The sequence below is a fragment of the Methanobrevibacter sp. genome, from assembly GCF_045112895.1.
Lineage (GTDB): Archaea > Methanobacteriota > Methanobacteria > Methanobacteriales > Methanobacteriaceae > Methanocatella.
Map to the genome: position 1 here is coordinate 32,761 of NZ_JBGUIH010000031.1, position 13,212 is coordinate 45,972.

15 protein-coding genes and 1 tRNA gene are annotated in these 13,212 nt (G+C 35.4%); 6 read left to right on the forward strand and 10 right to left on the reverse strand.

Going from position 1 to position 13,212, the window contains the following annotated elements; genetic code table 11:
- Nucleotides 1-63 precede the first annotated feature (63 nt).
- Complete coding sequence (locus ACJMLD_RS06215) at nucleotides 64-1,047, forward strand: glycosyltransferase family 1 protein (protein ID WP_405269322.1); 984 nt, start codon at nucleotides 64-66, stop codon at nucleotides 1,045-1,047.
- A gap of 5 nt (nucleotides 1,048-1,052) precedes the next feature.
- Here the strand turns inward: ACJMLD_RS06215 and ACJMLD_RS06220 are convergent, their stop codons facing one another.
- Nucleotides 1,053-2,354 (reverse strand): FAD-dependent oxidoreductase, encoded by a 1,302-nt coding sequence (locus ACJMLD_RS06220; protein ID WP_405269325.1) that lies wholly within the window; start codon nucleotides 2,352-2,354, stop codon nucleotides 1,053-1,055.
- 79 nt (nucleotides 2,355-2,433) lie between these two features.
- Here ACJMLD_RS06220 and ACJMLD_RS06225 point away from each other — a divergent pair, with 79 nt between their 5' ends.
- On the forward strand, nucleotides 2,434-2,718 hold the full coding sequence (locus tag ACJMLD_RS06225; RefSeq protein ID WP_405269328.1) for a HypC/HybG/HupF family hydrogenase formation chaperone: 285 nt from the start codon (nucleotides 2,434-2,436) through the stop codon (nucleotides 2,716-2,718).
- Here ACJMLD_RS06225 and ACJMLD_RS06230 read toward each other — a convergent pair.
- From ACJMLD_RS06230 to ACJMLD_RS06270, 9 genes are all read right to left on the reverse strand, one after another.
- Complete coding sequence (locus ACJMLD_RS06230; RefSeq protein WP_405269331.1) at nucleotides 2,712-3,227, reverse strand: amino acid-binding protein; 516 nt, start codon at nucleotides 3,225-3,227, stop codon at nucleotides 2,712-2,714. The two genes, ACJMLD_RS06225 and ACJMLD_RS06230, sit on opposite strands and share 7 nt — an antisense overlap.
- Before the next feature lie 163 nt (nucleotides 3,228-3,390).
- Nucleotides 3,391-3,465 (reverse strand) — tRNA-Ile (locus ACJMLD_RS06235).
- 102 nt (nucleotides 3,466-3,567) lie between these two features.
- A complete protein-coding gene (locus ACJMLD_RS06240; protein WP_405269334.1) occupies nucleotides 3,568-3,852 on the reverse strand; it encodes an iron-sulfur cluster assembly protein in 285 nt (94 codons plus the stop codon).
- An 89-nt stretch (nucleotides 3,853-3,941) separates the two neighbouring features.
- On the reverse strand, nucleotides 3,942-4,850 hold the full coding sequence (locus ACJMLD_RS06245; protein ID WP_405269336.1) for a DUF5591 domain-containing protein: 909 nt from the start codon (nucleotides 4,848-4,850) through the stop codon (nucleotides 3,942-3,944).
- A 1-nt stretch (nucleotide 4,851) separates the two neighbouring features.
- Nucleotides 4,852-5,343 carry a TIGR00295 family protein gene (locus ACJMLD_RS06250; protein ID WP_405269339.1) on the reverse strand — a complete coding sequence of 164 codons (492 nt, stop codon included), beginning with the start codon at nucleotides 5,341-5,343 and terminating at the stop codon, nucleotides 4,852-4,854.
- A gap of 11 nt (nucleotides 5,344-5,354) precedes the next feature.
- A complete protein-coding gene (gene tfe, locus ACJMLD_RS06255; RefSeq protein WP_405269342.1) occupies nucleotides 5,355-5,873 on the reverse strand; it encodes a transcription factor E in 519 nt (172 codons plus the stop codon).
- A 127-nt stretch (nucleotides 5,874-6,000) separates the two neighbouring features.
- Entirely contained in the window at nucleotides 6,001-7,200 is a 1,200-nt protein-coding gene (locus tag ACJMLD_RS06260; RefSeq protein WP_405269345.1) for a DegT/DnrJ/EryC1/StrS family aminotransferase, read from the reverse strand.
- Nucleotides 7,201-7,205: 5 nt separating this feature from the next.
- Nucleotides 7,206-9,092, reverse strand: a complete 1,887-nt coding sequence (locus tag ACJMLD_RS06265; protein WP_405269348.1) for a polysaccharide biosynthesis protein — start codon at nucleotides 9,090-9,092, stop codon at nucleotides 7,206-7,208.
- Between the two features lie 147 nt (nucleotides 9,093-9,239).
- Nucleotides 9,240-10,112 carry a coenzyme F420-0:L-glutamate ligase gene (locus ACJMLD_RS06270; protein ID WP_405269351.1) on the reverse strand — a complete coding sequence of 291 codons (873 nt, stop codon included), beginning with the start codon at nucleotides 10,110-10,112 and terminating at the stop codon, nucleotides 9,240-9,242.
- Nucleotides 10,113-10,191: 79 nt separating this feature from the next.
- Between ACJMLD_RS06270 and ACJMLD_RS06275 the strand changes: the two genes are divergently transcribed.
- The 4 genes from ACJMLD_RS06275 (at nucleotide 10,192) to ACJMLD_RS06290 (ending at nucleotide 13,182) form a co-directional block, all read left to right on the forward strand.
- Nucleotides 10,192-10,764, forward strand: a complete 573-nt coding sequence (locus ACJMLD_RS06275) for a pyruvate kinase alpha/beta domain-containing protein (RefSeq protein ID WP_405269353.1) — start codon at nucleotides 10,192-10,194, stop codon at nucleotides 10,762-10,764.
- Nucleotides 10,765-10,893: 129 nt separating this feature from the next.
- A complete protein-coding gene (gene ftsZ, locus ACJMLD_RS06280; RefSeq protein WP_405269356.1) occupies nucleotides 10,894-12,030 on the forward strand; it encodes a cell division protein FtsZ in 1,137 nt (378 codons plus the stop codon).
- A 115-nt stretch (nucleotides 12,031-12,145) separates the two neighbouring features.
- Nucleotides 12,146-12,325: a protein translocase SEC61 complex subunit gamma gene (locus tag ACJMLD_RS06285; protein ID WP_405269359.1), complete on the forward strand. Its 180-nt coding sequence runs from the start codon at nucleotides 12,146-12,148 to the stop codon at nucleotides 12,323-12,325.
- A 386-nt stretch (nucleotides 12,326-12,711) separates the two neighbouring features.
- Nucleotides 12,712-13,182 carry a transcription elongation factor Spt5 gene (locus tag ACJMLD_RS06290; RefSeq protein WP_405269363.1) on the forward strand — a complete coding sequence of 157 codons (471 nt, stop codon included), beginning with the start codon at nucleotides 12,712-12,714 and terminating at the stop codon, nucleotides 13,180-13,182.
- The last annotated feature ends 30 nt before the right edge of the window (nucleotides 13,183-13,212 follow it).

The window sequence follows — 13,212 nt, forward strand, 5'->3', positions numbered from 1 at the left end:
AAAGCGTTTTTCATAGTCACCGGAAGGGGTTTAGGCGGTGATGCGGCAGTTGCTCTCAATACAATGAAAGCCCTTGAGAGAAAAGGAGTTGTATGTGATATTGCTTTGGATGAATCAGCTCCGGGCATTCTGTTTGAAAAAAACGGTTATTCATGGTATAAGATTTCTGTTCCCAGTGCCGGAGGCCATTCTGCCACTAAATTGTCAGCTATCAAAGGCGCTTTTAAACTGATTACCGCCACATTTAAGGCAAGGTCAGCTATTAAAAAGTCAGGGGCAGATTTTGTCGTTGGGGTTTTAGGTGGAGGTGCAATTGTAGGTTCTTTAGGAGCCAAATTTGCAAGAAAACCAGGATTTTCTTTAATTTCAACCCCCCTGGATTCGATGGTATGTCCAAAATTCAATCAGTCTTATGTATTACCTGAATTGGATAAGTTCAGGTGGGAAAATCTTCCTGAAAATATGGATAAGGCATTTTATCCTTTGGATGAGAATGTTGGAGATGGAGACGAAAGCATAGCTCTTTCAAAGCTTAAGGAATATCCTAATTTTGACGAAAATAAGAAGACCATCGTATTCTCTTCAGGTTCATCAATCTTTAAAGGCATGCTCGATGCAATCAATTTGGTTTCCAATCATACTGATGAATACAATCTTGTTCTTGTAGGCCTTCCATTGCATGAGGAATATATGGAAGAAATCGATGATGAAAAGATAATATATGCTGGATTCATTGATTGGATCAATCATCTATTCAAATTCGCCGACTTGACAGTTCTAACTGATGATGGAGTGTCTCTAGAAGAGGCGTTGACATGTGAAAAGCCAATCATTGCGCTTACTAAAGTAAAATGGGGAAGATATCAAAACATGGCTGGCGTGTTTAAGGGAGCTATTCTGGAATCTGAAGTCAGTGATGTCTGCCAAAGTATTGATGAGGCCTTTGAAAACTATGACTCTTTAAGGGAAAATGCTTTAGTTTATGGCAGACAATGCGCTCAGGCCGCTGACTATTTGGCCGAAGACATGCTAAAAAGATTAGAATAGTGGTTTTATAACCACATGTTTTTTATTATTTTATAATTGCTGTCTGTTGAAGGATGTATTTCCAAAAATTCGGAATAGTCATCTAAATCATAGCCCATCCTCATTAAATAGGATATGTATGCAACATCACTTACAGATGACGGGGATATGGAATTGATTCTGTTTATTTCATTGTTTTTCTTATCGAATTCCACTTCAGTATATCCAGTATCTCCAGACAGAATGTTCCAGAATGAGGAAGGACCGGCAATTCCAGGAATTCCGATTGTTGATTTATCCTCATCAGTGCATGATGATTCTTCATTTTTAACGAAGCTGACTTCCATGTTCAGACTCAATGTTTGAGGAATGCAATTATAGCTTACTTTATTTCCATATCCTGCCATGTTTCTTGCAGCTGTGATGCCTTCCATTCTAGCTACTGGCGTTAGCAGATATCCTCCGGTAACATCACCTGCGGCATATACATTATCAACATTAGTTTTCATCATTTCGTTGACTTTTATGGTTCTGTCCTGATTCAGTTCAACGAAACCTTCAGCGATTTCACTATTGGGCGTTCTGCCTGTTGCAAAAAATGGTGTTCCTTCTAATTCTTCGCCTTTATCGGTCAATACTTTATCCTTAAATGCTTCTACAACATTGGTGTTTTCATATATGTTGACCTCAGGAAGTATTTTTTCCAAAACGTATTTTTTTGTGGTTGCACTGATTTCCTTTAAAAAGGTACTTCTTGCAAGGATATTGACCTCGCTGCCGAGTGTTGAGTAGATGTTGGCTATTTCACCGGCTATTATGCCTCCACCAATAATATTCAATTTTTCAGGAATTTCATCAAGCTTCAGGATATCCTTGTTTGTCAATCCAAACTCTTTCCCTTCAATGTCCGGAATAAATGGGCGGGCACCTGTCGCTATCAATAGATTATCATATTCAAAGCTTTCATTATTCACTTTAACGATATCATCCTCTATGCTGGCTTCGCCATAGATTATATTATTTCCGAAACTTTCGTTTTCCATTTGATTTAATTTCCGCAATACCTCTTGTGTTTCCACAATCTTTTCAATGATCTTTTCGTAAGATATGTCCAATTGACTTTTAATAAATCCATAATCATTGAATCTCTTGTTTGAGTCAATGAATTTTGTAATATCTGTCAATGCGCAAATGACCATACAACCTTCATTTAAGCATGTACCGGCTATATGGTTCTTTTCAATTAAAGTAACATCTTCCCCTAGTTTTCCAAGCTCTAGTGAACCTAATCTTCCTGCAGGACCTGAACCGATTACAATATTCTTCATTAAAACACCCGTTTAGATAATTTTATATAATACTAACTTTGTAAATTAATAATATAATTAAATTTTGGAGATAGTAATTATGTGTATTGCAGCACCTGCTCAAGTTGTTGAAATTAATAGAGAAGAGAATACATTATTTGCTGACTTTGGTGGAGCAAGACAACAAGCTAAAATGGATCTTCTACCAGATGTAGAAGTTGGCGAGTATGTTTTAATCCATGCCGGTTATGCAATTGAAAAATTAACTGAAGAAGCTGCTAAAGAATCTTTAGAAGCTTGGGAAGAACTTTTAGAATTCCTTGAAGAAGAAGATAAAGAAATGGAAAAAGCAAGAATGGAACATCTTGAAAAAATTAATCAATAAATAGACACTCTTGTTACTCCTTCTATTTTTAAAAATTCGTTTATTAAATCACCTTTAACGGGCTCTTCTGTTATGATAGTTAATAGAGGAGTTTGTTGAAGTTCTGTATCTTCAGCATAAGCCTGCCTTATCCCAATTCCTTTTTCTGTAATTAAGCTTGTAGTGCGTGCAAGAATTCCTTCGCTTTCAGATCCTACTTCTATTTCTATTACTCCAAGGTCTAGGTTTTTAGCAATATTTTTTAAAAGTGTTCCTGCAGGTATTATGTTGCTGAATAAGTTGTATAAGTCTTCATCTTCTTTTATCACGTCAATAGTTGATTTAATAGCTCTTCTGTCAACATCAGCTGCAGTGGCCAGTGCCTTATCACTAATTTTCAAATTTCCGCAGTAGATCTTTCCATCTTCATTTAGTGATAGTCCGAGTTCAATCATTTTTTCCGCAACTCTGATTCTTGCAGGGTATTTTTTGAATTTTTCATTAACTTTTTCCCACATTTTAATCAACATTCCAACTTTTTGTACATTTAAGTTTTTTTATGTAGAATATAGTATATATTTGTTATCATTGAAAAGGAAATATAATTATATTGATATTAAAGTTTTAAAAAAAGCAGATTTTTTAGATAAAATTGTCATGTAATGTGAAAAGACTTAAAAAAATAGTTTGAAGTAGGCTAGATGGGATTCGAACCCATGACCTCCCGGTTATCAGCCGAGCGCGCTAACCAAGCTGTGCCACTAGCCTATAATATTTGTGTGACAGTTAACTGTCAACACTTTAATTTATATTAATTACTATATATAACTCTTTCGGTCATATATAGAATTAATTGAGTTTTTTAAAAAATTATCTGTTAATCATTTCGTTAATGGAGTCTGCCATAGCATGTCCTTCAACGATGATTTTTGCATTTTCAATTCCTTCAACTTTTTCAGCTCTGATTTTTGCATCAGCAGCGATACGAGTGATACTCATACAACCAGGATTGGTTGGTTTAAGGATAATTTCAGCTTGATCACCATCAACAGTAATATTTTGTACAATTCCCATTTCTACAATACTGATTCCCATGTGAGGGTCATTGATTACAGAAATGGCATCTTTGATATCATTCACTAAATCTTCTGACATATTTAGTCTCCTATTTTTTATTGTAATTTATAGTTTTAAACTAAGGTATTTATAAACATTGTTATTTTTTCAAACAAAAATACACTAAATTATTTAACACGGTGTTTAATCTTAACACCTATTCCATTTTCGCATTCTTCCATTTCACGACCAGTCATTATTGCTTTTCCAACTCCAACTACACTGTCATCTTTAACAACAACCACTTCGTCATTTGGAATGATTTTAGGGTCTGCTTTTTCAATTCCCGGCGCAAATACGGTATTTGTTGTAAGGTCAAAATCAATTTCAACAATATGTATCCCCAAATCTTTTAGGATTTCTCCACCCGGCAAATTCAATCTGTACAATCCATAATCCTTATTCAATAATGCAAGTTGGGTTCCATCAGACAATATCCTCTTATGGTACATTCCCTTGGTCTTAACATTATCCGGAATGAATTCCTCGCCATTTTCACCAAATTGGAATTTTGCAATTGACCTTAATTCATGCAACGTTTTTTCTCTTCTATTGACTTTATTATGATTTTTAAGCTCCATCCTCAAATTATAAAGAGAATCAGGGGAGGTTGGCCTTTCGTCTTTGCAGACATTTATAAAATCATCAACATAAGCTTCACAGGATTCCAGATATCCTCCTGCAAGGTTGGCAACTATTGTTTTTCCTTCACAATACTTGGCTATTAGTTTGCCGGTTTCCTCAATTTCATCTTCAGACCATTTGCCGGTTGTGCTCACGTCATAAGATTGAATGGGGAATGTGTTCTCAAGTTCCCTAGGGCAGATTCCAAAGGGGGAGGTAACAATCAATTCCTGATAGGAACGGGTAAGTTTTCTGAATTTCTGATGTGATTTGGAATTGGAATAAGGTTTTTTCATACTGCAGGGCAATAGAACAACAGTATCCCCAAGAGGTTCCATCATTTCCATTCTCTGTCTCCACCTCACTGCTTCGGGGCGGTATAGGGACTCTTCACTTGAACATATAACTTTCATATTATTCCTCAAAGGCTTTAATCAGTTCATTGTCTAATTTTATCAATCTTTCAATGTTGTCGTCACTGTCTTCAATATTTCTTTTCCATTTTTCTATAACAAAATCAATATCCACTTCGTCACTTCCGCTAATCAGGTTGTCGGCATGGGCAACGATTTTTTCTTCAAGCGTTTGCGGAATGTAGGATTTTTTCGGAAGTCCGAGTTTTTCAGCTTCCTCTTCGGTTATTCCGGCTCCGATATGTCTTTCGATGATATTCAAAACATCTTCGGAGTAACCATATTTTTTAGCTATTTCGACCCCTTCGACGGCATGGGTGATGCCGTGGGTTTTTGACCTTCCTATATCATGCAGAAGGGCGCCTTTTCTAATAAGCTCTTCATCTATATTATCAAAATTAGCAGCTATTTCCATAGCTTTTTTATAAACCGCTTTGCAATGGTCTATAACATTTTTAGGAGTGTTCTCCTTTTCAAGTAATTCAATTTCCATTGTTATCCAAATTATTTGTTCTTTTCTGTAAAGGAATTAAAATTACTTTCAACCATTTTAATATCTTCTTTGATTTGCTCAATGGTTTCTGTATTGTCTTGGAACTCCAATTCCTCTCCGCATGCAGGGCATAGGAATTCATAATCTGAAGCTTCATCAAAGTCAAGTCTCACATGCCCTTGAGGGCAAACGAAGAACATATTGTTTTCTTCATATTCTAACTCATCATTAAGCATGGTCAAATAGTTTTCGGAGTCTTTGATGATACGATTGATTATTTCTTCTTTCTCAAATTTCCAAGAATAAGTAAACCATTGTGTTTCGGGGTCTTTACTTCTTTTATAGCTAGCAATTCCCATATCATAAAGTCTGTAAAGTATTTTTCTAACGATATTTAATTTTATCCCAGTTTCATTAGCGATTTCTTCATCAGTTTCAATTCCATCATTTAATGCTTGAACAATAGGCAAATTGCTTTCATCTTCAACAATGCTGGTTAATAGTTGTTTTACTAATGGATCATTTATCATTTAATTTCCCCTAAACTTATTAAATCAAATTATCATAGTGTCTGAAAAAGTAAAAAAATGAATTAAATTTTATGATATAAGATTTAAAATCTATATTAGTTATGTTTTTTTTATTATAAATATATATCTAATATTCTTCCACAATATCCAATAAATTTTGAATGATATAATCTACTTCAGCATCTGTTAAAGTGGAGTATATAGGCAAACTTATTTCGTTTTTGAATAAGTTGTACGCATTAGGATAATTGTCAATATCGAAGCCCAAATCTTTATATGCGGTTAGCATAGGAAGCGGTTTATAATGCACATTGGTGCTTATTCCTCTCTCTTCCATTTTTATTATAATCTCATTCCTGTCTTCTGATGAAAGGCCTTCAAGTCTTGTTAAGTATAAGTGGCCTGAAGAAGATGAGCTTTCAGTAAAATGTTTTGGGGTAATTACTTTGCTGTCTTTAAATCCTTCATCATATTTTCTAATAATCTCATGCCTTCTTTTTAACATGGAATCATATCTTTCAAGCTGTCCAAGACCGATTCCAGCCTGGACATCAGTCATATTGCACTTGTATGCAGGAAGCAGGATGTCATACTCCCAAGATCCCTTTTGGGTTTTTTCCAAAGCATCTTTGGTTTGCCCATGAAGGGATAGAATCTGCAATTGCTTGTATAGCTTCTCTGAGTCGATTCCATCATGGTCTTTCCAAGTTACCGCACCGCCTTCAGCAGTGGTTAAATTTTTAACGGCATGGAATGAAAAACAGGTAAAGTCCGCAAAGGTGCCCGCTTTTCTGTCATCTTTGATGGCTCCAAAACCATGTGCGCAATCGGCCAAAACGATTATCCTGCCGAATGCTTCTTGAATGTCATTATTGGCATGGAACAGTTCCTTCTTTTCGTTAATTATTTCAAATATCCTGTCATAATCGCACAATATTCCTGCAATGTCTACAGGCATTATTATTTTTGTTTTATCGGTGATTGCATCCTTCATCTGTGAATAGTCCATTTCCTCTTTGTCTTTTTGGCTGTCAATCATTATCGGGGTAGCCCCTACATGGCAAATGACGCTGCAGGTTGCAGTATATGTGTATGCAGGCACGATTACCTCATCGCCTTTTCCAACACCCAACAGCCTTAAAGTCATCTCCAAAGCGGTAGTTGCGGCACTCAGGCAAACAGTTTTGTCGCTGCCACAATAAGCACTGATCCTCTTTTCAAATTCCTTTGTTTTAGGTCCGGTTGTAATCCATCCGGATCTTAATGCTTCAACAACTTCTTCGATTTCTTTTTCGGTAATGTCTGGTGGTGAAAATGGAATATTCATATTTTTTACTCTCCGTTAACGTCTTTTGGATCTCTATAAGTAGGAACACATTTTTTCATTGTGTCTTTGATGATTTGTTTATCATAAATATCATTGTCGATAATTTCTCTGAAGGCATCCAGCTTTTCTTCGACTTCATCCATTGTAAAGTTCATAGGTTCTGTAATGAAGATCTTTTCATGCCCTGTCGCTTCAAGGTTTTCTTCATCCATCAACAATTCTTCATATAGCTTTTCTCCAGGCCTCAAACCTGTGAATTTGATTTCAATATCTTTGCCGGGTGTCAATCCGGACAGTTCAATTAGGCTTTTTGCCAAATCATAGATTTTGACAGGCTCCCCCATATTCAATACAAATATCTCTCCGCCTTTGGCATAGGTAATTGACTGCAAGACCAAAGCCACGGCTTCCGGAATTGTCATGAAGAATCTTGTGATGTCCTTATGAGTTACGGTTACAGGACCTCCTTCGGCAATCTGCTTTTTAAATAAAGGCACGACGGAACCGTTACTGCCTAAAACGTTTCCAAAACGGACTGCTACATATTCGGTTTCACTTTCCTTATCCTTTGCTTGGATAATCATTTCACACAGCCTTTTGGTAGCGCCCATTATGTTTGTCGGGTTGACTGCTTTGTCGGTGGATATTAGAATAAATCGTTTGGTATGGTATTTGTCACAGGCATTTACAAGATTATATGTTCCGAATACATTGTTCTTGATAGCTTCGGTAGGATTGTTCTCCATCAGAGGGACATGCTTGTGCGCTGCAGCATGGAAAACGATTTCAGGTGAGAATTCATCAAATATTTCAAACATTCTCTCTTTGTCCCTGATGTTTGCAATAATTGCTCTGATGTCTTTGTCTGGATATTTGGCCTTGAGCTCCAATTCAATGTCATATAAGCTATTCTCATAGATGTCCAGCATCAACAGCTGTTTCGGATTGTGGAGCATTATCTGTCTGCAGAGCTCTTCACCAATGGATCCGCCACCGCCGGTCACCAAAACCACTTTGCCGTTAATCAGACTTTTAACGTTTTCATTGTCAAGTTCGACAGGATCCCTTCCGAGCAGATCTTCAATTTCCACATCCCTTAAGCTTTGATACAGGTTTTCTTCGGAAATGAGTTCCCTTAGTCCAGGCAATACCTTGACTTTTGCATTTGTTCTGTTACAGATTTCCAGGATTTCCTTCTTGTTCTTGTTGTCAATATTGACTATGGTAAAGAAAATGGAGTCGATGCCATATTTTTCGCATATGTGTTCAATGTCATTTCTGTCTCCGATAATCCTTACGCCACCTACAGAATAGCCCATACGTTTTTCATTGTCATCAATAATTCCAACAATTTCATATTTTCCTTTTAAGGTGGAATTTAAGGTTTTAATAATGTCATTGGCTGAGTATCCTCCGCCGATAATTAATAACTTTTCCTGATTTTCAGGAGTATAATTTATTCCCTTATTGGCAATGTCTGACAATAGAGCATATCTTATGACCAGTCTATAAACGACAAGTATTATTCCAATCAAAATCCCCACTGCAACATTGTATTTTATGGAAGGGTTTTTCATGCCCAAGATGTCTTCAAGAGCGGATACGATAAGCATAATTAGAACTGAAAGGATTATATACATCAGATAATCATGGTTATTCTCATAGCGTATGATGTTGGAATACCTTTTTGTCAATCTGAAAACGATTTGCAAAACTATTATTGTTAGGATAATGCCTATTAGAATTTCCTTTTTAGTTATAGCGCTTATAGGATTCATTAAAAATGAATCGGTAATCAGCACCGATATTAAATAATATCCCAATATGACTGAAATGCAGTCCATTAGGGGTAATAAAATATTCCTGTGTTTTCCAAAATTATCTACATTCATTAAGTTCATCCTTTCATTATTTTTTGACTAAATCTGTTATAAGTTATAATATTTTTTTGTAAAATCATTAATATAAAATTTTCTTTAAGCTATTTTTTCTATTTAAAATTGGTTATTAGTTAATTTATGCCATATTCTTGTATCTTTTCAGGAGCAATCTTGCATTTTTCTGATGATTACGGCAGGGGTATGGGTAATCGAGTCAAGGTCTTCGATTGTTACTTCATCGATTTCACTGCCTAAAACCTCTTTCACACTGTGTATAGTTTTCATTTCTGTTGAAAGTGATTTTTGATAGTCTTCAGCGATATTGGCTATTTTTAAGGCAGTTTCTATATCTATCTTTTCGCTGCATCCCAGCGGTGTTGATCCCATATTTTCGGACAGCTGCCCCTTCACATATCCGAAGACTCCATTGTCGGCATCAATGCCTTCGATGGCTATTGGCAATGCCGTAAAGTATTTTCCGTTTTTCATATATGTCGCATCGGTATCGATTATCATCACGCAGATGTCTTTCCCGATTTCCTTTTTAATGTCTTTTGCTACCTTATCGGGATTTTCCGGAAGAAGAGACACATAAGTTCCTGGAGCATTGCTCAAGTCAATGCCGGCTTCTGAAGCAGGTTTCAATGCATGTTTCAGTCCATATAACTGCAGGACAACTTCTTTGTGAGCTTCCGTTTGTTTAGGCAGTTTTCTCAGGTTCTTGATTGTTCTCTTTTTTATTTTAAGCAAAGGCCCTAGAACATAGCCCCAAAGATATTTGCTCCATACTGTTGTTAGGAATTTTGCGGTTAATGATGGAGTGTATTTTGATTCATCAACCAATCTGCCTTGTGAAACTGAAATTGGAGTCTCAGCTATTACCAAATAATCATCATCTTCCATCAATTCCTTTGCAGGATTTATAATGGAATCCAAATTTTCATTTGGCTTAATGTATCCGGTTTCGATTGGGATTACGATGTAATCTCCATTTACCACATGCTTTATATTCTTTAATTTTTCGTCTGTCATGAAAATCTCTAATTTAAATAGATGTTATAATATATAATTTAATAGAGTTTTAAATAATTATCTATTGGGAAGGATAAACATGGCAAGAAAATTTATAACCTATTTTGATAATGAGGGTAGTGATTATACAGATGAATTGATATTGGCTGTTAAAGATAAATTGGAAGTCTCTGAAAATATTAAAAGAATTCTAATCGCTTCATCTTCAGGCGAATCCGCATTGAAGTTATATGAGGCTGTTGGCGATTCCGTCGAAATAATCAATGTCACCCACCATATGGGCTTCAGCGGCGCAAACGAATCAGACATCTCCGATGAAATGATTGAAAAACTTGAAAGCGTCGGCATCAAAACATACTTCGGAAGCCATGCTTTCAGCGGTGCAGCAAGGGGAGTTACCAATAAGTATGGAGGATATTCTCCATTGGATGTTGTTGCAGATACTTTCAGAATGTTTTCCCATGGTATTAAGGTAGGTGCTGAAATCTCCATCATGGCCGCTGATGCAGGATTGGTTCCGGTTGGCGAGGAAATAATTGCTATCGGTGGAAGGGGCCATGGTGTTGACAGTGCAGTTATTTTGACTCCTGTAAACGCGAAAAACTTGTTTAATCTAAAAATTAAGGAAATTATTGCAATGCCAAGAGATTGATTGGATATTTTAATTTTTTCCAAAAACTTTTTTAAGTAGTTATAACTTATAAATTAGTTGCATTTAAATATAAGTAAAAATAGAAATATTTAACAATTATTTTAATAGTAGATTATGTGGGGTTAATCCGTGAAGTTTATAGATGATGCAATCAAAGAATCCGAACAAAGAATGGAAGAGAAAGCACCTGAAAAACTCGCTTCAGATATTGATGAAGATCTTATAGAGATGATTAAAGGAGCTAAAACTAATATATTTGTTGTTGGTGCCGGTGGAGCAGGAAACAACACTATTTCAAGATTAAATGAAATGGGCATCGAAGGGGCAACTACAATTGCAGTAAATACTGATGCTCAAGATTTATTTTACAGTCAATCAGCTAAAAAAATCCTTTTAGGCAGACAAACTTCTAAAGGATTGGGTGCAGGTGGAGATCCAGCTGTCGGTGAAGAATGTGCCGAAGAAAGTGAAGATGAAATTAGAGATGAATTGGAAGGCGCAGACATGGTATTCGTTACCTGTGGTCTTGGTGGAGGAACCGGTACTGGTTCAGCACCAATCATCGCTAAATTATCTAAAAAATTGGGCGCATTAACTGTCGCTGTTGCTACTATGCCGTTTTCAGCTGAAGGAATTAAAAGAAGAGAAAATGCAGAGCAAGGTTTAGAAAAACTCCAAGAATCTGCTGACACTGTAATCGTAATTCCAAATGACAAATTATTGGAAGTAGCACCAAACTTGCCTTTAAACAAAGCATTCATGGTTTCTGATGAAATCTTGGGAAGGGCTGTTAAAGGCATAACCGAATTGATTACTAAAAAAGGCCTTGTAAGTTTAGACTTTGCTGATATCAGAAGCATCATGGGAGGCTCCGGAATGGCTATGATTGGTATGGGAGAATCCGATACCGGTGATAGAGCATTAGAATCAGTGCATGAAGCATTAAGCAGCCCATTACTTGACATTGATATTTCAAATGCTACTGGTGCTTTGGTTAACATATCAGGTAGTTCTGACTTAACCTTACACGAAGCAGAAAAGATTGTTCAAGTTGTTGCTGACAAATTGGATCCTGAGGCTAACATTATTTGGGGTACTCAAATTGATGAAAGCCTTCAGAATACTGTTAGAACAACTGTTGTCGTTTCAGGCATCAAATCTAATTATGAGATTGAAACTACTCCTGAAATCGAGTATGCTGATGAAAAATCAGAACCTGAGTCTACTGATGACCAATTAGATGATTTCATTGATGGAATCTTCTAATTTTATCTTTTATTTTTTTTGTAAAAATGCAAACATTTATTAATGTTTAAATTATAAATTATTTTATTACTATCATTTTATTATAATTTAAAAATTCTTAATTTTGGGTATTTATATGGATGTTCAAGAAAGTGTTAATCAATTTATCAAAGACAGTAAAAGAGTATTGAAAGTAGCAAGAAAACCTGATTTGCCGGAATACATCGATCTAGCTAAAATTTCAGCTATGGGTGTTGCAATTGTTGGTGTAATAGGTTTTGTAATTGTGTTGCTTGGTTCTTTAATTGGTATTTAGAACCAATTACTTATTTTTTTGATAAACTATAATTATAATAATTTTTTTTAGTAATGTTAATTTTATTCAAAAGTTGTTTTTTTAAAAACTTTTAAATACTATTATCTATTATAAATATTAATATTATAGAAATCTTATTTTCAAGAATTTTTTTTCTTGATAATTATGACTTTTATATTATGTGTGATGGTTCTAATGTCATTAATTTGATTTAGGATTTATTTGCACTAAACCCAGAGAACATGGGGGATAGCTTAATCAATTTCTGTTTGTCAGAACGGATTACTTAAGAATCTCTAACATATGGTTGGAGACGTTCAAAATATTTTTAACTTAATGTATGATTTTATTAACAAGAAAAAATTTTAAAAATAGGTGAATTTTTCATGGAAGATACTAATAGTTCCATATATGCTCTTAAAACCTCTGCAGGTCAAGAAAGAAATGTTGCTAGATTATTGGCACGTAAAGCCAGAACTATCGATGGCATAGGCATTTCATCAATTCTTGTCCCAGAATCTTTAAAGGGATATATTTTAGTTGAATCTTCAACAAAAATCGATCTCAGAAATCCTGATTTAAAAGTACAACATTTAAGAGGTGTTGTTGAAGGTAGTGTAGGCATTACTTTCGATGAAGTTAAAAGATTCTTAAAGCCAGAACCTATTATTTCCTCTATACAAAAAGGAAGTATTGTTGAACTTATTTCTGGTCCGTTCAAAGGGGAAAGGGCAAAAGTGGTTCGTATTGATGAATCACGTGAAGAAGTCGTTCTTGAGTTAATAGAAGCTGCAGTACCAATTCCGGTTACTGTTAAAGCTGATCAAATTAGAATAATTCAAAAGGAGGCTGACTGATGGCTAAAGATACAGTCGAAGTTCTTATCG